The following is a 20897-nucleotide window of genomic DNA, read 5'->3' as shown; positions in this document are numbered from 1 at the left end:
AATAAATTACATGAGTGCAGATGAAATAGCCAATAAGCTTTGGAACCTTTGTAACGTATTACGGGATGATGGGGTTACCTATCACCAATATTTAAATGAACTTACGTACATTCTGTTCTTGAAATTGAGTGAAGTAAAAGGTTTTGAAGAACATATTCCCGAGCAATACCGTTGGCGTTCTTTTGTGGAGGAGACCGATAATGCAGAATCTTTTCAACGTTACCGTAGTTTTTTGGCGGAAGTGAGTAATGAGACTACCAGTGCAGGGATAAAGGAAATTTATGCAAATGCTTCTACAAGTCTTAGAAAACCGGTAAACTTTAATACGTTGGTGCAAGCCATAGATGATTTGGATTGGTATGAGGAAACCGACCGTGATGTCATGGGCGATATTTATGAAAGTCTATTGGAAAAAAATGCCGGGGAAAAGAAAAGTGGTGCTGGGCAATATTTTACACCAAGACCATTAATCAATGTGATGGTGGAACTGATGGCTCCAAAATTGGGCGAGCGTTGGAACGACCCTGCAGCAGGAACTTTTGGCTTTATGATATCTGCGGATGAATACTTGCGCACCAAACATGACAACTATTTTGAACTGGACGAAAAAGACCGAAAGTTTCAGGTAGAAAAAGCATTTAGTGGCGTAGAGTTGGTGGGTGATGCCCACCGTTTGGCTTTGATGAATGCCAGATTGCACGGAATGGAAAGTCAAATTATTTTAGGCGATACCCTAACGGAAATGGGAAAAGACCTTAAAGGGTATGATGGCGTATTGGCTAACCCACCTTTTGGGACTAAAAAGGGAGGTGAGCGCCCGACCCGTGATGATTTTACCTACCCAACCAGTAACAAGCAGCTTAACTTTTTACAGCACATTTATAGAAGTTTAAAGAAAGATGGTAAAGCACGTGCAGCCGTAGTATTGCCCGATAATGTCTTGTTTGAAGATGGCGATGGGCAGAAAATAAGGCGAGATTTAATGGATAAATGCAACCTACATACCATTCTACGTTTACCAACGGGTATATTTTACGCAGCAGGTGTAAAGACCAATGTACTCTTCTTTACCAGGGGCACTACCGAAACTGAAAATACAAAAGGTGTCTGGTATTTTGATATGCGCACCAACGTACCCAATTATGGTAAACGAACCCCATTTACCAGATCGGCATTTAATGAATTTATAGAAGCCTATACCGGTGGTGTAGAATCTGAGAAATTAACGACCGATTTTGATGGCGTTATTGATGAAACCGCCAGAAAAAAGGTGAAAAATGAACGTTGGCAATATATAGACCGAGCAACCATAACCAAAAAAAACGACTCTTTAGATTTAGGTTTAATAGCGGATAACAGTGCCAGTAATGGCGAAGATTTAGGTGAACCTATTGATATTGCCAAAGAGGCTTTAGTAGAGTTGGACACCATTACCCGGCAGTTGAATGCCATGATTAAAGAGTTAGGATAATGGAAGAATACTTACCAAAAGGTTGGGTCAAATCTGAAATAGGAAAAATTTTTTCTATTATTACGGGAAACACCCCATCTAAAAAATATCCAGAATACTACGGTAACGAAATACCATGGGTTAAACCCGCAGATATAAATAGAAATATTGTCCTTGTTGAATCGGAAGAATATTTATCAAATCTAGGTTCAACTAAAGCTAGAATGCTGCCTGTCGGTGCGGTTATGGTAACCTGTATAGGAAATTTAGGTTATGTAGCAATTGCAGGTAAAACCTGCGCAACTAATCAACAGATTAATAGTATAGTCGACAAAACAGGCAAGTTCAATAATAAATTTATATATTATTTCTCATTGAGGTTGAAGCCTTGGCTAACTGAAAATTCAACTTCTACCACCATTTCCATGGTAAATAAATCAGTATTTTCCAAAGCACCTATATTCTTCCCTCCCCGCCCCGAACAAGACCGTATTGTGGCTAAAGTTGATGTTTTAATGGCTCAGGTGGCAACCATGCAAAAAAGCTTGGAGCGTATACCCCAACTCTTAAAAGATTTTCGGCAGCAGGTATTGACACAAGCGGTTACCGGGAAGTTGACTGATGTAAAAGTAATTGAGAATAAATTAGGAGATTTACTTGAGGATGTCAAATATGGAACTTCAAAAAAATCATTATATGAAGTTGAAGGAACACCCATTTTACGGATTCCAAATATTAAACAAGGAGAGATTGATGATACAGATTTGAAATTCTCAAACCTTGACGATAAAGAATTTGAAAAACTTAAACTGCAAGTTGGAGATGTGCTAATTATAAGATCAAACGGTAGTGTGTCAATAGTAGGGCAAAGTGCAATTATTAGAGATAAACATATCGATTATTCTTATGCAGGTTATCTTATACGACTGCGGTGTAAAGAATCATTAGATCCGGAGTTTTTGAATTATTCATTACTAAGTAATTTTTTGAGAACCCAAATAGTAGAATCTGCAAGGTCTACAAGCGGTGTAAACAACATAAACAGTACTGAAATAAAAGGACTAATGATTTTAATTCCTGAAACAATCGAGGAACAAAAAGAAATTGTTAGACGAATTGAAAGCCTTTTCAAACAAGCTGATAATATTGAAGGAAAATACCAAACACTAAAAACCAAAATAGACAGCCTGCCCCAATCCATTTTACATAAAGCCTTCAAAGGAGAGCTTGTAGAGCAATTACCTACAGATGGTGATGCAGCAGATTTGTTGATGGAGATTGAGGGGTTGAAGATGATTAAAGCTAAATAAATATGAGTCTAAAACTTTGTTATATATGGGTTAAAGATTATCGAAATTTTCGAAACGCTGGCTTTAATTTCAAACATGATGTTAAATTCAATTATAATCATATCGACTTTCACTTCGATATACAGAAAGAGACACCACTTGACGAAACATTTTTTGGCAGAAACGATATAGAAGTTACTGGATTAATTGGTCGTAATGGGTCTGGTAAAAGTAATGTTCTTGAATTAGTGTGCTTACTTTTAAAAGGTGCAAAAATGAGTGTAAGTACAGACTTTATTGTTCTCTTGGAAGAAAATAATTCTTATTCAGCGTATACAAACTTAAATATCAACCAACTAAATCATATAAATCCGGAAATATCGTTTTTTGAATATAATAGAAAAATAGACCCCTTAAAAATAATTTATTTCTCAAATGTATTTGATGGGAGAGCTCATAACTTTGACAAAGATGTTTCTGATATTTCAAACAACTATAGATATCCAAGAGAAAGATATCCATATTCTCTAAGAAAAAAGAAATCTGACATAGAAAAACAATTAGAGTTTATCGAAAGTGAGTTCTTTAATATTTTAGCAATAAACACCCCTGAAGAGTTAAGAATTACAAACAAACTAACAAACAAACGTTTTTCATACGTAGGAGATTATAGATTCAGCGAACTTAATTTAGAAGAATTTATTCAGACATTATCAAAGAGATTTCAAAATATCAACCCTAACAAAACCTTATATTATCTAGCAGTAACTTCAAGTTTTATTGATGTCTATAACACCCTAAAGAAAATAGAATCTTTAAACACTACAATAACTGAATTAAAAAGGATTGTAGATGATTTTAATATCAAAGGAAGTAAAACTGAAATAGTTATAGAAAGATTATTTGCTTGGGTAGAAGAAGTTATAAATTCCTCATTTAATGAAATTTTAAAAACGATTGATAAACGAAGATATGACAGACTTCTAAAATCCTTACTTAAACTTAAAAATAATTATGATTTTTTAGACGTAAAGGTAGTTTCGGAAGGTTCAAAAAGTAGGAAAAAAGAAAATTATCTACTTCAATACCATGATTCAAACCAATCTATTATTTCAATTTTAATTTCCATTTTATCTAACAAATATTTTGATATTGGTTGGACCGGTATAAGTTCGGGACATAAGGCTTATTTAAACCTATTCTCATTACTTTATTCTGAACTCAAAAGCGTTAAGAGACAAAACACATTAATCTGCATAGATGAAGGAGATTTATACCTTCATCCGCAATGGCAAATTGAATTTTTCGACAAGTTAATGCAAGTTGTTCCCGAAATTTATCATGGGAATTTACAATTCATTTTAACATCTCACTCCCCTTTTTTACTATCGGATTTACCAAAACAAAATGTAACGATAATTGATGAAAATAGTGAAAATGGTGGTATCAATGGTGTCTCCTTAGATAAGGAAACCTTTGCAGGCAACTTATATGCCTTGTATTCAGAGCCTTTTTTTTTAGGCAATAATAGAACCAGCGTCTTTGCCAAAAAGAAGATAGAGAGTTTAATTGAACGTTTAAGCATAAATACTATAGGATTAACAAACACTCAAAGAGCTCGATTTGAAAAAGAAATAAATTTAATAGGAGATGAAGTAATTAGAATGCATCTATTAAAGAAATTAAATAATGATTAAAATACAAGAACATCTAAATAGAGGTGATGCAGAAAAATATTTAGATAGTATAGCTCTTAAACTTTGGAACTATTTTAATCCTATGTTAGCAGATGGTTCTGATTATCAAAATAGATCACTTATAAAGAGATTGGAAACAATAATAAGTAAAACTGGTGATAATTCTTACTTAGTTCAATTTGCTTCTAGTGATAAAAATATGCTAGAAAGGCAAAAGAAATTTTTGACCTATTTACAAAACAAGGATTATGCAAAGCTAAAAGCTCTTGTAATTAGTAGACCAGAAGATTTGCTGATTCTTAAAGATGAAATATTAGAATTATTATTGCCAACAGACATTTTCTATGAAAACGGGAATATTTCACAAACACCTTTTGGTAATTTACTAGTTGATAAGCTTTTCATTTATAAAAAATTTAGATCATCATCAATTTGTCCAGAACTAATTTCTGATTTGCAAATGAAAAACATTTATTGTCCTTATTGTAACCAAAATCGAGTTCAGGTAATTGATGTAAGTGAAGAGGATAATGAACAAGAATTAAATAAAGCATATTTGGATATAGATCATTTTTATCCAAAATCTATTAATCCATACTTTGCAATATCTTTTTATAATTTAATACCGAGTTGCCATACATGTAATTCTAATGAAAAAGGGAATAAAGAATTTTGCATAAGTACGCACACAAATCCATATCACAAGTCTTACAACGATAATCACAAATTTACAATCGATGATGATTATTTATTAAACGGAGCAACTTCGGAAGTTCGCTTAACTAAAAAAAATGAGACAAATGATTTTAACGATAAAGATTTAAAACTATCACAGCGATTCCGTCATACTTATCTAGAACCTGTTAATGAATTAATCGAAAATTATTTGAACTATCAGCATTATAGAGAAAGTCCTGATTTTAATCATGATTATGTTGATGTATTAACACAACGAGTTCCCAAGAGCAAGAATGACATCTTAAAGTCTGAAGCAGGAAAAATGTATCGTGACATTTTTAAAGAAATAGATGTGTATGATTTGCTATAATCCTTTAAATACTAAACACTAATTTCTCTTAAAAAATATCTCTGAATAGAAAAAGTGAAAGATTTCCAACCAATTTTTTAAAGACAACAACAGAAGGTCTTTCAGGGAGATTTGGTCAGTTATTACTGATAATAATTTGAAGCAACTAGATGAGATACTTAAACAAGCTGAAAAATCACCTGAAAAGCCTTTATAAATGATTGACAATATAATTCAAAAAGAACAGCAACTCTTTAATGAATGGCGTGAAATTACCCCCAATCTAAGTGAAGATGGGCTAATAGACCCGGTAGCCTATGTGAAGGCAGAAATTAAAATTCTGTTTCTTTTAAAAGAAGTAAATTCAGAGAAAGGGTTCAATTTAAAACAGTTTGTAAAAGATGGTGGTAGAACACAAACTTGGGATAATGTTTCAAGATAGATTCATGGTATTTTTAATTGGCGATTAGATTGCTCCTGGAGTAAAGATATAGAACCCATAAAAAATAAGGCAATAAGAAAAGAGCTGCTAAAGCATGTAGCTGTTATGAATATTAAAAAGACACCAGGCGGCCATACAACCAATGTTAAAGCACTGGTAAAAGACTCGTCATTAGGTAAAACTTTTCTAGAAAGGCAATTTAGGCTCTATTTTGACAATGCCCATTTAAAACCAGATTGTATCATTGCTTGTGGCACCCAAACTTCCAGAATTTTTCAAAATTTAGTTCCTTTTTTAAAAAATGAAAATTGGGGGCAAACTACAAGAGGTGTTTACTATAATGAATATGAAAAAGGTAAATTCTTTATTGAATATGCTCATCCTGAAGCTAGAGTCGCTGATAATATTCTTTATTACGGCTTAATAGATGCGGTGAGAGAATTGAAACTTAAAAAGTCAGATTGATGTTTGAAGAAGTTACGCATGAGCACATATTAAAAGGTATACAGGACTTCAAGGACAAGGGTATTCCAAAAGGCTTTGCTCCCTCTTCCACCTATGACTTAATTTTTCAAGGCAGGTCTTATCCACCTAAGGCAATTATGGCATACGCTAATTTTCATGCCACAGGCCGTAAAATTGAACGCTATTTTAAAGGTGGCTTGAACACCGATTGTTTTAAAGCTTTTAAACGTTGTGGTTTTGAGGTTGTACCAAAAAACAACAAGAGTGAATTGCTTAATGTCAAACAGGAATTTGCCAAATGGCTGCTAAAAAATGCTCCAAAATCTTACAATTATTATTTGAGTAATTCAATAACTTCTGTTATAAAAAGATTAGATGAGATTAATGATTTTTTTCCTGATAGAGACTTGTTTTCAGTTGAAAGAAGCAATTATCAAGAATTGATAAGGTATATCACTTTTAGAAATTCTAAGGAAGAAAGATTGAAAAATAAACCGTTTTATGATTACAATAAAAAAAATAGTAATGGTATTCCTAGTGCAATTTTAAGTAAGGCGAATTATGCTAGATTTCTTGAAGAAAAGTTTAGTTCAATAATTACAAACTACTGGATTTTTCAAGGTAGCCCCGAAATTTATGATATTTCAGCCGCACTAAATGCCGGGCATGTCAAAAGTTGGAAGGTTGGTGCCCATAAACATAAGATTGCAGTTGGGGACAAAATTATTTTATGGCAAACTGGTAGCAATGCGGGTTGTTATGCTTTAGGTGAGGTAATCTCTGGTGTTTCGCAATTTGCAGAAGAGGATGTAGAGTTGCAATATTACGTTTCTAATCAAGTACCTGTAGACGATTTTAGGGTAAATATTAAGATAGAGCATAGTATTGCGAAGAACCCGGTTTTGTATAAAGACATCAAAGAAAATAGTGTATTCGAAGATTTTAAGGCGGGCAATCGGGGTACCACCTTTTCTGCTACAGAAAAAGAGTATTTGGAAATAAAGTCTATGATTATGGCAAATGAAAAACAAAGCGCTCCGGAAATAGCCTTAAATACCATATTTTATGGACCCCCTGGAACTGGAAAAACTTATAAATTCAAAGAAAGTTTATTTAACAAATACACAATACAAGAAACGTCTATTACAGTTGAGAAACATTTTGAAGATACAGTTGCAAATTTAACATGGTGGCAGGTTATTGCCCTAGCTCTGTTGGAATTAGGTACTGCTAAAGTAAATGATATTTTAACGAATAGATGGGTTGAGAAAAAAGCAGAACTATCAGAATCTAAAAATGTTAGAGCAACATTATGGGGTACGCTACAAATGCATACTATTATAGAGTCCAAAACTGTAGCTTATACGCAGAGACAGGTGCCTTACATTTTTGATAAAAAGGAAGATAAAACATGGACTTTGTTAGATGGCGAATTGAAAGAGCAGGTTCCTGAATTATACGATATATTAAATACTGTCAATAATTTTAAGGCCAACCCAAATACGGTAATTAAAAACTATGACTTTATTACTTTTCATCAATCTTTTGCTTACGAGGATTTTGTTGAAGGTATAAAACCAATAATCCCTGATGAAGTTGGTGAAAATAAAGAATTAGGTTATAAAATTGTAAATGGCATTTTTAAAAACTTATGTTTAAAAGCACATAATGACCCTGACAATAAATATGCAATTTTTATTGATGAGATAAATAGGGGTAATGTTTCTGCTATTTTTGGTGAGTTAATTACATTAATTGAGACAGATAAGCGGAAAGGTGCGGTAAATGAATTGAGTGTTAGACTTCCTTATTCTAAAAAAGAGTTTAGTGTACCGGGAAATCTAGATATATATGGTTCAATGAACACAGCAGACAGAAGTGTAGAAGCTTTAGACACTGCTCTTAGAAGGCGTTTTGTTTTTGAAGAGGTGATGCCTGACCCCACCTTGCTTACGGAAATAGTATTTGAACATTTTAATCTTGAAGAGGTACTAACTATCATTAATAAACGCATAGAAGTGTTGTTGGATAGAGACCATACTATTGGACACTCGTATTTTATAAAAGTAAATAGCGGGGATGTTGGTAAACTAGAGGAGGTTTTTAGAAACAAAGTTATACCGCTACTCCAAGAATACTTTTACAATGATTACGAAAAAATCGCTTTGGTATTAGGACCCGGTTTTGTTGAAGAAATATCAACTACTACAGTTAGTTTTCCTTCATTTTCTTCGATTGAAGCACCTGAACAAGAAGCTGAATTTCGGTTAAAAAAGTCAATAAATATACTGAAGGCCGTTCAGCAATTATTGGGTAAAGTAGATGCGGAGGTCTAAGAATATAATATCAGTCTTTGAACATGGTAATCTTTACTATGGCCGAAAATACAATGGATGTCTTTTTAAGGAATCTCATTTTAATGCGCTGGTTAAACTTAATGAGCTTCATGATAATCTCTATTTTACGGCCGTTCATAAAGGCATTAAATTTTCCCATTATGTTGGGGTAGTGCAAGTTGAAGGTCTCACGATTCAAATACTACCAAAAATAGACGGCACAGTTAAAGAAGAGAAGCAAGACATTCTGTGGCAATCCGTGTTGGTAGAAATGTTGAGGGTCACCAAAAAACTAAAGGTCAAAAATGTAGGCAAGGCCAATGTGACAAAACAACAGATACATTTGTTGGACTTGTATTTTGAATGGTTCTTAATCGAAATACAAACTTTGCAACGTCTTGGATTGATCAAGAAGTATTATCCTCAAACGAAGAACGTCAAAGCGTTAAAAGGTAAATTGGAATTTTCTGGCCACCTACAACGTAATTTGCTACATAAAGAACGTTTTTATACTTCTCATCAAATATATGGCCATAATCATCTAGAGCATCAAATATTAGGGGTAGCCTTATCCATTATTGAACGCTTTGCAAAAGGCTCTTTTTTATATTCGAAATGCAAAAATGTTTTAGTTGATTTTCCGGAAGTTACTGGGCTAAAACCTGATGCCGCTATATTTTCAAGATTGACTTACTCTCGAAAAAATGCAGGTTATAAACCTGCCTTGGAAATTGCTCGATTTATTATCTTAAATTTTGCACCTAACGTAGCAGCTGGCAAGGAGAATATGCTGGCCCTGCTATTTGATATGAATAGTCTTTGGGAAGAATATGTACTAGCTAAATTAAAATCTGCCAAAAAAGACGGATATCAAATTAAAGGGCAATCCTCCAAGCGTTTCTGGAATTCCATTCATATTAGACCAGATATTGTAATTAAAGATGACTATAAAACCTTTGTTATCGACACCAAATGGAAACAGATTAATGGTGGTAAACCTTCTACCCATGATCTGCGTCAAATGTTTGTTTACAATAACTATTGGAATTCCCAGAAGGCAATACTTCTTTATCCAGCCTCAAAAACCGAAACTCCAAAATTCATCTGTTTTAACAATCATGAACAGGCTTGTGCCATTGGAAGAATAAATATTTTAGATGGAGAACATTTGAAAAAAAACCTGGGTGAAGAAATTTTAGGTTGGTTCATAGCAGATTGATTATTTTAAGTTCACCTATAATAAGTACGGATTTTTAGCCTTGAAATGTTGCTTTGAATATGTAAATAAAAAGGTTCTAAGTCGGTTCTTAAAAAAGCAACCTTTACTGTTATTATAGTCAAGAATGTTGTTCGGAAAATTTTCACTTTTAAGAAAAAATTTGGAGAAGGGTAAGGCTACAAATATCCCAAGAAGCATTTAAGAAACATTGTTCAAATGCAACGTGCTTTGTTCCAAGTCCAGGACTATTATATAACCAGAAAATAAACTTAACTAAATTAAAATCAGTAAATTCTCTTGATTACAAGATTGAATCCTGGATTGATAATCTATACTGAAACACTCAATTAATAACTGGTATAATGGATAAAGAAAACGAAATACTCAAGTTAATGAGTTATGGAAAAAAAGTTTTCGGAGATAAACCGAACTTCCAAACATGGCTTAATTCCAAAAGTAAAGCCTTAGGAAATATTACCCCCTAAATCTCTATTAGAAACTGAAGAGGGAATTCAACAAATTAATGATGAATTGGGTAGAATTGAGCATTGCATTTTTTCTTAATACTGGTGGCAATTAAACTATACCTTAACCTTTGTAAGCAAGTATAATTAGGAAAACTAAAACCAATGCCAAAGCCGCACTTACCACCCATTGAAGGATTTTAAATTTAGTAATTAGGTTTGTTTCAAAACTATCTAACTTTTGTATTATTCTTTCCAGAACAATCTGCTTGTTTAAATGTAACTTACTAAATATAAGGCTTTTATTCGGTAATTATTTTTATTCTATCAAAAAATATCTCTATATATAATCTTTGCATTTCCTCTGACAAAAATGATGATTTAATTAAATTCTGAACATCATCTATAGAACCATTAAAACGATTAAGGACACCAGCAATTTGCTTTTTGTTCAACCCAAGATTCAATGCAAATTCTATAAAATGGTCTTTTTTTAGTTTTCTTTTCTTACCACCTATACTCAATGCCATCTCTTCTGCATCTTCCGGGTTCAAAATAGCAACATTCAATAAATCATAGGCAGGTGATAAAGCCCAACCATATGAAGTTTTTATCATTGAAAAATTCTTCAAATGCATATCGTTGTTACCAGTCAAATAGCTAAACACCGTTAGTTCAAAAAATCGTAGCTTGTCCAATAACGTATTTTCCGCATAGGAATTAATTGCATTCCCAATACGTTCCATTGAGCCTTTGTATTTATCAAAAGCTTCAGTGATCTGAAACATATCCAGCATATGAATTTTGGTACCATCCCCTTCCCTATCTATACGCTTAGTAATATATGACAGCTCACCAGAAGACAAACGTATTAACGAATGTGGTACCACTTCTATATTTAACAACTTAGCCATCTTCATTGTCAAATGTTCATTAGCCGGCATTTCCTTAAAATCTTTAGATGGTGGCTTAAATATATAATTACCGCCTAAGGCACCAACTACGGTTAATCTACTCTCTTTACCTGTTTCATCTAAAACCGACATAGAAAGCTTTGGCTGCACCCCTGGTACCGCAATACTACGTTCTACCACTTGTTCAGCCAACTCACTCATTTGATTTAACGAGTATTCTATTTTAGGTGGCGTTTCGGTACCAAAAAATTCAAGACTACATGATTTATGAAAATCACCTTCTCCATCGATTTCTTTATAGCAGTATAAGCACCTATTCATTTTGTTGTATTATTGGTTCAACACTTACCGCTCCTATACAATTTTGGCAACATGCCATTAATAGTCCCATGCGATCATTTCTATTAATTTTCCAACTATTGGAAGCAATGTTCAATAACCAACCTTCGGGTATCAATCCTTCAAAAAATGGAAATAACCTATTATCCGTATATAATTCATTACTAACCGGCATTTTAAAGGTGATAAATTGATTCGGGTAATCGTTTACATAAACTTTGTCATAAGCGAATGTATATTCACCGTCATCAGTTTCTGTTAACAGACCACAATAAATAGCATCATAAAATATTTTAGCTTGTCTCATCTCTTTCCAAATCTTTTAAACTTACAGGAATTAATTTGTGTCCAAACATTTTTAGTACTTGATCTACCTTTTCAAGATTAAGATTAGTCTTGCCTTGCTCTATTTTACGTACTACTGTTAATGCCACCCCTGCCCTTTCTGCAAACTCTTCTTGGGTTAGATTAACTTCTTTTCTTCGTTCTTTTACAAATTCAGATAACTCCTTCATTATATGCAATTAAATATAATTTTACCCTAAAATACAATATTATATGCTTAAACGTATAAAAAACTGATTTATTATTGTTCTATATGTAAAAGCATATAAAAATTATAAATTGTCAAAAACGGAGTTAACAGCATTTATTCGAGCTGTATTATCAACTTGATGATATTGATTAAACGATTTTATATCGGTGTGTCCTGATATACTCATAATCGTCTTATCCGCAATACCCTTATTACGCATTATGGTGATGAAGCTTCTTCTAGCGGTATGAGTTCCTATCCTTTTATTAAAAGGCTTAATGAATCTTTGCTGAACGACACCTTTTAACCTAGAGTATTCCACATCATGCGTCAATCCGACTTTCGCAATAACCTCCTTTATTGCATCATTCTGTTTTTGATTAGATATTACCGGTAATTGATAATCGTATTTTTTAAGAATTGACAATGCCAATTTAGACAATGGTATTAACCTAGGTATTTTATTACTATTTTTTTCCTCTTTTAGTAGTATGCAATTACTTGGTGTAATCAATCTCTTGTTTATCAACTTTAGCTCGCCATATCTCATTCCGGTCAAACATTGAAAGACAAAGGTATCGGCAACCTTTTGTAAATGTTCTGTTTCAAAATTCGTATTGCAAATCTCAACCAACTGCTCTAAACTAAGCACTTCTTCCCGGGTTAAAACCCGTTGTGGTTTTTTAAAAGTTATAAATGAATCATTATAAGCATAACCGTTTTTCAATGACCAAAACATAAAGGTCTTAAATAGGCCCACATTTCTACTAAAAGTATTGGTATAATGGTTCTTATATTCATAGCAGAAATCCGTAAACTCGGTAAAGAACTTTTTATTGATTTTTCCGAAAGTGAGTTTGTAATTATAAACGCGTTCAAATTCAATCAATAAATTTTTAATGTTTTTGTAACGTTTAATAGTAGATTTTTTCCACTCTTTTAATTTGATCTTTTCTTGTGTAAACTTGTCGAAAACTTCAAAGAATGAGCTAGCCATACTAACTCTCTCAAAAACCTTATCAAAGTGTTCTTTTAACGTGCTACTATCAAACTCCAATTCCCCAAGTTCTGACCTAGACTTAATTAGCTGAAAAGCATCTTCAAAATCTCTTATTTTTTTGGAAATAGCTAGTTGGTTTTTAGAAACCAATTTTCCTGTTTTATTTGGTCTTTTATTTATAAAATCCCAATGTGATGGAAGAATTGATTTTTGGGTAGAATAAACAAACTTCTTTTTTTCTTGATTGAAATAGCAAGAAAAAAGAATTAGCGTTTCAGTTTCTGATTTGGAATTTCTGAGATAAAAAGAATATTTCATAATTTTAAAAAAATGTAGTTTATTAATGCGTTGACAAAATCGTTGACAAAAATGTTATGTCTCTTTATTAAAAAAAGTTATAAACAGATATAAAAAACAGGCGTAAACATCTGTTTTTTAGAAACATACACATTAAAACTGATTATCTAAAACTATAAAGGGGAATAGCCTCCGGCTCCACAAAATTAAAAAACCACCTAAAAGAGTGGTTTTTTTCATTATGCCTGTGGGATTTGAGGGCCAGCGCACCAACTCGCCCCTTCGCTAAAAATGTCTACATAACCTTTTTTAAACGCTCGGGCTTCTCCGGCTCAAACTACGCTTTTCGAAGCCCTGCGCGAAGGGGAGCTTTTTTTTAATCAAACAACCTAATCCAATTACAAAATTGTGGTTTTAAGATATTTCGCAACTCATTTCTGTTCACTCTATTGTTTCTTCCAATAATCCACCCCTATTTTTTCGCTCTTTTTTATCTACGCGTTAACCTTCACCCCTTTCTTGTCATTAATTAGTGAAAACAATTACGAATTAATCCATTTTATTATGAAAACTATGAAATTATGTAAACTGTTATTTCTTGTTCTTGGAACTATCCTAATTTCTTGTGACAAGGAAGGTGCCGAGGGGCCCATGGGATCTGAAGGCCCTCAAGGTGAACAGGGAGTGGCCGGACCTCAAGGGGAACAAGGCCCCCAAGGTGAATCCGGTGAAAATGGGAACGCTAATGTTTTATCTTCAGATTGGTTTGATGTTTCCTGGTCGTCTAGCCCCACAACTTTTGGCTATCATGACCAAACCGCCATTGATATAACAGCCCAAGACTTAGAAGATTCGGTCATCCTTGTATATTTTGAAAATGCATCTTACGTTTACCCGCTTCCCATGGCTTGGTCAGCGACCTTAACAGTAAATTACGCTTTTCAAGCGGGGCGGATTAGAATTTATTTCAGGACGGAGACTAGTAGTACGCCGCCAGAAGGGCGGGCAAGGTATATTATTATACCCTCATCTACGGTGAGCAGCAAAGCGGAAAGTCTGAACCTCTACAAAATGTCATATCAAGAGGTTATCAACCACTTTGGGCTTAACTATTAGAGGCGGAATATCAACACACACGATAACCGGGGCTTTTGCCCCGGTTATTTCCGGTATAGAATATGCGCTAGATGATTAAGAATATAGGGGTTTTTGAAGGGGAAGTTGGAAAGGAGGGAAATGAGCCATAAAAAGCTTAAAAAGCCTTAACATCCCTTTCTCCTTTTTAAATCTCAATCATTAGTTACACTTCTCTATATAATTTGTTCATGCTTCATCTGAAAAGTAGTAATGATTCTTGCCCAAATCTTACCATAAAATATCTGAGCCGGACCTGTTTCGGTTTTATAGTGTTCCGGTAGATAAACGTTGATTAAAATCGAAATAGAGCGCACTTGCTTTGTTCCAATAATCTCTTCTTTCTAAAATTTTCTTTCCCCCATTACTCAAATGATAGCAAACAGTATAAAATTATATTCGTAATAAACGGTGCCTGAAATACCAACAATTTGAAGTAAATAATATTTTTTACAGCAAATTTTTCAATGTTTGCTGGGGTTTCCAGCGTTTTTACAGCAAAACTTTTTCAATCGAAAAAAAATAAAATATTCTAAAAAACTGAATATCAATTGATTAAAAGACACAACACTGCTTTAGCGTGTTACCCTCTTGCTTTACATTTCTCGCTCGTAAAACCTCGCTCAAAATGTAAACGCTTCGCACCCTTACTTTATAACAAATTAAACAATATAAATTCAAGTCTATTTTACTTTTAAATCCTTATTGTTTTCTGGTTTGAATTATTCAACAAGAAACAATTGATTACAAATTTTATGAATTTATAGCTCAAAATAAAGTAGAAATAAAAGGTCAAGCGAACTTCATTCTTTTTCCCTTTTTAAAATCGATGATTTTGAAGAGTTGCATACTATGTACGTTTTGACCAGAATAAAATAGAGGCTACAGGCGGAGTTTATTTTACGGTCTTTGTATTAATAGTTGTGTGGCTAGTTCTTTAATATATATACCATTTGTACAAAAAAACTGTCAAATCATACAATTTTTTCTAACAGATGTATTTTGTTTATTAACTTAAACTTTCAACCCCATTTCAATGAACCTCACCACGAAGACCAATACGTCTACTAATCGTGCTTTTGATGATAGGACAACTATTTCAAAATTGTCGCATCTTCTTAAGGCCTGTGAATCCTCGAAGAGTCTTATCATATGTATCTATTTAGTTGAAAAAAATCAATTTTTGTATTGTAATAATAAACTCAAAGAGCTCTTGAGGGAAAACCATGATACACTAATCCAGAACGGATGGGATTTTTGGTTTTCCTTGGTGGACCAAAAAGAACTTGCATCCACAAAAAATCAGTTGTATAACTTTTTTGCCCCTCCATATGTTCATACTTCACTTACGTTAAGATATCATATTACAAATTGCTGTGGCAAAAACCTATGCTTGAAACACGAAATACAATTACACCAACTTGAACAGCACTTTCTTGCCATCAACTATTTTTTTGATGTTTCTGACAAAGAAAAAATTGAACATTGCTTTGAGACTAGAACCAAATCTAATAGCCTACGTTTCAAAAAGAAAAAAATATTGACCATCTCGCCTAGAGAAAAGCAAGTTTTAAAGCTTATAGCTGACGGTTTTTCATCTAAAGAAATTGCAGATATGCTCTTTATCAGTAACCACACTGCTATTTCACATCGTAAAAACCTTATTGAAAAATTTCAGGTTAAAAATACGGCACATTTGATAGGCAAGGCCTCTCAAGTAATTACATTTTAATTTATGAAGTGCTGTTTATAATGGAACAATAGAAAATCCCCAAAAATGGGGATTGACTTCAAAGACCTTTATTTCGATCTTGTAACAGGTTCCAAGCCGACTTACAAACACATCAAATACTCCCCCATTTTTCCCTCAAGAATAAATAATTTACTGTTCCCTCAGTCCTTAGTTAAATGAACATTTACTATGATTGGATTGGCTTTAAAATTATTGCGAGATGAACTAAGTGAGTACATCTTTCATAACAAGAGACCTGATGATTCCATTACCCAAGATGATGTTATTCTTCATAACATCGCCTTGATGGAAGGTGATGCTGCAGCAGATCTTAGCAATAAAATTGTAATAACATTGGTGAATTCCGAAGAGGAAAGCACCCTTAAAAACAATACCAATGCGGTACGGACATTAAATGGAATACGCTACGTAGAACCTGCCGTGTTTCTAAATCTATATATATTAATATCTGCAACCTTAGGGCAAGACCTCCAAGATGCCTATGAGTTCGCCTTGCACAGATTATCACTAATCGTGCAGTTTTTTCAAGCGAAAAAAAGTTTTACCGTCAAGAATTCACCCTTCAGTTCTATATCCACCGATGTCAATATTCCTCAAGAAATTAAGGATGAGCTGCGATTGAATGTGGAACTATACACCCTCACCTTTGAACAGATTAATCATTTGTGGGGATCACTAGGAGGCAAACAGGTACCATTTGCCATGTATAAAATCAGATTGGTTAAAGTACAGGAAAATTCCGGGCAAGACGCACCGCTAATTGAAACTATTAAGACGGTTGAAACCATTATAAATGCTGAATGCGATGAGTGAAATCATTTTTAAAAAATTGTTCGAAGTTCAGATTTTACACGACTATTTTCTGACTACCACTGACGGAACATCATTTTTTGAACGAAACAAAGCCGAGAAAGAAGAACTGTTGACCAAAAAGTTGGCCCATAGTATTTACGATGTTCGCGAGTTTGTCAGAATTACCCCAATACAAGATACGATGCAAGCGATGAATGAGTACAACATATTGTTTACCAAAACTCCATTGGGTTTTATCGTCGGTATTGAGGTAATTGCTGAAGATTTGGCCGGAGCCACCATATATAAACCCCGATTAAAAGTACCCGCTTCAATTAACCTAAGTTTTTCGATGCTACCGCTTATTTCTTCTTTCAAGACAATAACCAATACGGGTTTTCGGTCACCGTTTCCGGCGATACACTATTTTACAAATAAATGCCGGTTGGAGTTAGACGAGCTCACCATACCAATCTATAAATCACTACAGCTTACTAATAAATTTATGCCTCATCAACCAGGCATGGACCATGAAATGGGCGCATTGATTGATTTTGGTGGCACCCTAAAGGAAGCACTTCAACGAACTGACGGTACCGATTCCTCGCATTGGGAAGATGTTGAAGACAGAGGTATTGTCAGCGATTCTGACCGCAATTTACTTCCGCACAACTTCAACTACTCTTTAAAAAAAGAAGATGCAGTCACCGATATCAACTTCGTACTCGAAGATGCAACTGCCACAGTTGTAAAGACCATTACAAAAAGCAGTGCTGAAGCACTGGAAAATGTGGCTCTTAACTTTACGAAGATTGATGAAACCGACACGACTTCGGCGGCAATTCCTTCTGGTAATTATATATTAAAGGTAACGGCAAATGCCGGGCCCGAAATCGTATTTCCAATTCATTTAAATGATATGCTGTATGATGATGGTGAGTTCGATATTATAGATCTGCGATTCGATGAGCCAGATTCACCATATAGTCTTCTGGATGCCGGTGGGTTTCTAAAAACCAGAATCTCAGCAGCTGATGTACTTATACCACATCCAATTTTTGAACTGCGTTTCCAAAATCGCAGAACCTATTGGCGCTATAATAGTGAAAGCCTTTTTACTGCAGCCGAAATTACCGATACCAGTGCGCACCTAGTGCCAGAAACGGTAGCTAACAAAAAATTAGTTTCTATTAAACCGAAGGCGCTTACAGAAGCATTTGTTCCTTTTATTAATGGTACTTCACAGGTATTGCCGCATCCTAAAATTTCCTCGCTGCGCGTAGAAAAAGAAAAAATATTCTCAGAAATCTTTATCAATCAATCCAATCGATTGTTGAACAGTTAACATTATAAACTTTAAAAAATGTCATTATGGATTACAAAACACCAGGAGTTAAAATCGAAGAGATCCCTAAACTCCCACCTTCGATTGCACAGGTAGAGACGGCAATACCCGCCTTTATCGGATACACCGAAAAAGCGGTAGATCAGAGAGGCGATACTTTGAATAACGAACCTAAACGAATCACTTCACTGTTCGACTATGAGCGATTTTTCGGAGATCCGGATAAAGAAACCGGATTAACGGTGGATATACCTGGCACATTAGAGAACCCTGGTGATATAAAGGTGTCTCTTGCCACCCGATCAAAGTACTTAATGCACTATGCCTTGCAAATGTTTTTTACCAATGGCGGAGGACCTTGTTGGATTGTATCGGTAGGGGATTATTCTACACAAATAGTGGATAGTGATACCTTGAAAACAGGTTTAGAGGCCACAGAAAAAGTGGATGAGATTACACTATATGTATACCCGGATGCCCAAAATATTGCAGAACCAGCCAACTTTTACGGGTTGTTCAAGGAAACATTGGATATGTGCGTAGAACTCCAGGATCGTTTCGCAGTTATGGATATTTGGCAGAACGAGCCGATTTCCAACCTAAACTATCTTGATTTTATAAATGAGATGCGGTCGGCCAACATAGGTGCAAGTGAGGACATTTTAAAATATGGTGCCACTTATTTCCCGAATGTTGAGACTCAGCTTAATTATTATTACGGTGGGGAAGGTGATGGAGACCCCAATGTCAATGTTACAGGGGCGTTTACAGGAACTCTAGACAACCTCAAATCCGAAAATAACGCCCTTTACTTTCAGGTACAAAGTAAAATACGGGATTTCCCTATGGAGATGCCGCCCTCTCCTGGAGTTGTCGGTCTCTATGCAAGTGTCGATTCTTCGCGAGGTGTATGGAAAGCTCCCGCAAACGTGAGTATGGATTTAGTGGTTCAACCTATGTTAAAAATTACGGATAAGCAACAAAGGGATTTGAATGTTGATGCAGGGTCTGGCCGGTCAGTGAACGCTATCCGAAGTTTTGTAGGTAGGGGGTCTGCCATCGTTTGGGGTGCCCGCACCTTGGCTGGTAATAGCAACGAGTGGCGCTATGTTCCAGTACGTCGTTTTTTCAATATGGTCGAGGAATCGGTTAAAAAGGCCTCGATTCAATTCGTATTCGAACCCAATGACATCAATACGTGGTCACGCATAAAATCAATGATTGATAATTTCCTAGTGCAGCAATGGCGTGCCGGAGCCCTTATGGGTACTACACCAGAGCAAGCTTTTTTTGTAAAGGTCGGCCTTAACGAAACCATGAATGAAGTCGATATCTGGGAAGGAAGAATGATAGTAGAAATAGGTATGGCCGTTGTTAGGCCAGTTGAATTCATCATTCTAAGATTTAGCCATAAAATGCTATCTGAATAAATACCATAAGTCTAATAACTATTAAAGAATATGAAATATGGCAAGTAATAACGGTAATGATAAAGGTTCTTCACAAACCCCGGATACTATTGTATGTGATAGCCTTGCCGATATCAAAAATGAAAAGAAAGAGGCGCAAAGTGGAAAAAAGGCTGGTGAAACCTCCCGAAATTCCAAAGAGTCTGCTAAAGGATATAAAATTTGCTGCTTAGACGGAGCAAAGGAAACCCATGAAGTTTACCAAGATATTTTGAGTTGTGTTACGCTAGAGCAGTATAAGAAGACTGAAATTATTCAGGCAAATATTGAAAACTATATAAAAAAGGATGCGGATATAGAAAAACTCATAGCGGAGTCTTCGAAACTATTGAACGATTTATGCACAAAAATAGTTGCGGCAAACAGTGAATTATGCACTATGACTACCTGTATAAATGAAATCGTTTTTTCCAAGTCCAATAAAAAGAAGAGAAGCAAAGAAGAGAAGCAAAATGCAGATGAAGTTACTGCATGTCTTGACGATATTAACGCAAAATCAGGAACGTTAAAAGACAAAGGAGAGAATGCAGTAGAGTCAGTGATAATCATTGCAGGCATGCAGACTTTTACAAATACTGCAGGTCTTAAAGACTTTGCTACAAACCTAATGACAAGTGTAACGACACTTAAGGAATGTGCAGAGGCGAATGTTGCATCAACTGCTACAGAAATAGAAACCTTTAGAGAAGAATTGAACAACGTAGTACTAGAGCTGGCCGAGATGCAATGCGAGGAAGCTTCTCAAAGTACAACCATTGAAGGGCTCTGTGAAGTAATTGATTTTATCTGTAACTGCGATTGTGACGGAGAGTGCTTGGATTTATGTGCTGAATTTGATGAATGTTGTAAAGATTCAGATGATACGCCCGAGAAAAATATACAAAAGATTATGAAAGATCAGAATTAAGATAGCTACTTATTAAATAAAAA

The 20897-nt window shown here is 34.6% G+C and carries 20 protein-coding genes; 14 read left to right on the top strand and 6 right to left on the bottom strand.

Features of this window, described 5'->3' with window-relative positions; genetic code table 11:
- Window positions 1–10 precede the first annotated feature (10 nt).
- From Q4597_RS07030 to Q4597_RS07000, 7 genes are all read left to right on the top strand, one after another.
- Window positions 11–1471 carry an N-6 DNA methylase gene (locus Q4597_RS07030; RefSeq protein ID WP_303405483.1) on the top strand — a complete coding sequence of 487 codons (1461 nt, stop codon included), beginning with the start codon at window positions 11–13 and terminating at the stop codon, window positions 1469–1471.
- A complete protein-coding gene (locus Q4597_RS07025; RefSeq protein ID WP_303405482.1) occupies window positions 1471–2760 on the top strand; it encodes a restriction endonuclease subunit S in 1290 nt (429 codons plus the stop codon). The genes Q4597_RS07030 and Q4597_RS07025 overlap by 1 nt, the downstream gene beginning before the upstream one ends.
- A 2-nt stretch (window positions 2761–2762) precedes the next feature.
- Window positions 2763–4436, top strand: a complete 1674-nt coding sequence (locus Q4597_RS07020) for an AAA family ATPase (RefSeq protein ID WP_303405481.1) — start codon at window positions 2763–2765, stop codon at window positions 4434–4436.
- A complete protein-coding gene (locus tag Q4597_RS07015) occupies window positions 4429–5484 on the top strand; it encodes an HNH endonuclease domain-containing protein (RefSeq protein WP_303405479.1) in 1056 nt (351 codons plus the stop codon). The genes Q4597_RS07020 and Q4597_RS07015 overlap by 8 nt, the downstream gene beginning before the upstream one ends.
- 196 nt (window positions 5485–5680) lie before the next feature.
- Window positions 5681–5905, top strand: a complete 225-nt coding sequence (locus tag Q4597_RS07010) for a hypothetical protein (protein WP_303405477.1) — start codon at window positions 5681–5683, stop codon at window positions 5903–5905.
- Window positions 5906–6010: 105 nt separating this feature from the next.
- Window positions 6011–6370, top strand: coding sequence for a hypothetical protein (locus Q4597_RS07005; RefSeq protein WP_303405475.1), 360 nt, complete (start codon window positions 6011–6013; stop codon window positions 6368–6370).
- A complete protein-coding gene (locus Q4597_RS07000; RefSeq protein WP_303405474.1) occupies window positions 6370–8706 on the top strand; it encodes an EVE domain-containing protein in 2337 nt (778 codons plus the stop codon). The genes Q4597_RS07005 and Q4597_RS07000 overlap by 1 nt, the downstream gene beginning before the upstream one ends.
- A 10-nt stretch (window positions 8707–8716) precedes the next feature.
- Here Q4597_RS07000 and Q4597_RS06995 read toward each other — a convergent pair whose 3' ends face one another.
- Window positions 8717–8866, bottom strand: a complete 150-nt coding sequence (locus tag Q4597_RS06995; protein ID WP_303405473.1) for a hypothetical protein — start codon at window positions 8864–8866, stop codon at window positions 8717–8719.
- A 12-nt stretch (window positions 8867–8878) separates the two neighbouring features.
- Here Q4597_RS06995 and Q4597_RS06990 point away from each other — a divergent pair, with 12 nt between their 5' ends.
- Window positions 8879–9925, top strand: a complete 1047-nt coding sequence (locus tag Q4597_RS06990; RefSeq protein WP_303405471.1) for an McrC family protein — start codon at window positions 8879–8881, stop codon at window positions 9923–9925.
- A 766-nt stretch (window positions 9926–10691) separates the two neighbouring features.
- On the opposite strand, the gene Q4597_RS06985 is transcribed toward Q4597_RS06990, so the two are convergent.
- The 4 genes from Q4597_RS06985 to Q4597_RS06970 form a co-directional block, all read right to left on the bottom strand.
- Window positions 10692–11624 (bottom strand): HipA domain-containing protein, encoded by a 933-nt coding sequence (locus tag Q4597_RS06985; RefSeq protein ID WP_303405469.1) that lies wholly within the window; start codon window positions 11622–11624, stop codon window positions 10692–10694.
- The gene (locus Q4597_RS06980) at window positions 11617–11949 is read right to left on the bottom strand and encodes a HipA N-terminal domain-containing protein (RefSeq protein WP_303405467.1); all 333 of its coding nucleotides are present in this window, start codon (window positions 11947–11949) and stop codon (window positions 11617–11619) included. The genes Q4597_RS06985 and Q4597_RS06980 overlap by 8 nt, the downstream gene beginning before the upstream one ends.
- Window positions 11936–12157 (bottom strand): helix-turn-helix domain-containing protein, encoded by a 222-nt coding sequence (locus Q4597_RS06975; protein WP_210706529.1) that lies wholly within the window; start codon window positions 12155–12157, stop codon window positions 11936–11938. Before Q4597_RS06975 ends, Q4597_RS06980 begins: the two co-directional genes overlap by 14 nt.
- A gap of 102 nt (window positions 12158–12259) precedes the next feature.
- Window positions 12260–13495 (bottom strand): tyrosine-type recombinase/integrase, encoded by a 1236-nt coding sequence (locus tag Q4597_RS06970; protein WP_303405462.1) that lies wholly within the window; start codon window positions 13493–13495, stop codon window positions 12260–12262.
- Window positions 13496–14038: 543 nt separating this feature from the next.
- On the opposite strand from Q4597_RS06970, the gene Q4597_RS06965 reads away from it, so the two are divergent.
- Entirely contained in the window at window positions 14039–14590 is a 552-nt protein-coding gene (locus Q4597_RS06965; protein ID WP_303405461.1) for a collagen-like protein, read from the top strand.
- 1032 nt (window positions 14591–15622) lie between these two features.
- Here the strand turns inward: Q4597_RS06965 and Q4597_RS06960 are convergent.
- Window positions 15623–15760 carry a hypothetical protein gene (locus tag Q4597_RS06960; RefSeq protein WP_303405458.1) on the bottom strand — a complete coding sequence of 46 codons (138 nt, stop codon included), beginning with the start codon at window positions 15758–15760 and terminating at the stop codon, window positions 15623–15625.
- Between the two features lie 241 nt (window positions 15761–16001).
- Between Q4597_RS06960 and Q4597_RS06955 the strand changes: the two genes are divergently transcribed.
- The 5 genes from Q4597_RS06955 (at window position 16002) to Q4597_RS06935 (ending at window position 20874) form a co-directional block, all read left to right on the top strand.
- On the top strand, window positions 16002–16340 hold the full coding sequence (locus Q4597_RS06955) for a response regulator transcription factor (protein ID WP_303405456.1): 339 nt from the start codon (window positions 16002–16004) through the stop codon (window positions 16338–16340).
- Window positions 16341–16529: 189 nt separating this feature from the next.
- Window positions 16530–17174, top strand: a complete 645-nt coding sequence (locus Q4597_RS06950; RefSeq protein WP_303405454.1) for a DUF4255 domain-containing protein — start codon at window positions 16530–16532, stop codon at window positions 17172–17174.
- The gene (locus tag Q4597_RS06945) at window positions 17167–18498 is read left to right on the top strand and encodes a hypothetical protein (RefSeq protein ID WP_303405453.1); all 1332 of its coding nucleotides are present in this window, start codon (window positions 17167–17169) and stop codon (window positions 18496–18498) included. Before Q4597_RS06950 ends, Q4597_RS06945 begins: the two co-directional genes overlap by 8 nt.
- Window positions 18499–18656: 158 nt before the next feature.
- Window positions 18657–19928: a phage tail sheath family protein gene (locus Q4597_RS06940; RefSeq protein WP_368506674.1), complete on the top strand. Its 1272-nt coding sequence runs from the start codon at window positions 18657–18659 to the stop codon at window positions 19926–19928.
- A 37-nt stretch (window positions 19929–19965) separates the two neighbouring features.
- On the top strand, window positions 19966–20874 hold the full coding sequence (locus Q4597_RS06935) for a hypothetical protein (protein ID WP_303405449.1): 909 nt from the start codon (window positions 19966–19968) through the stop codon (window positions 20872–20874).
- Window positions 20875–20897 lie beyond the last annotated feature (23 nt).

Origin of the sequence: Zobellia sp. 1_MG-2023 (assembly GCF_030549125.1) — a bacterium.
GTDB lineage: Bacteria > Bacteroidota > Bacteroidia > Flavobacteriales > Flavobacteriaceae > Zobellia > Zobellia russellii.
The sequence above is the reverse complement of the archived record's forward strand: the minus strand, read 5'-3'. Positions and strand labels throughout refer to the sequence as shown.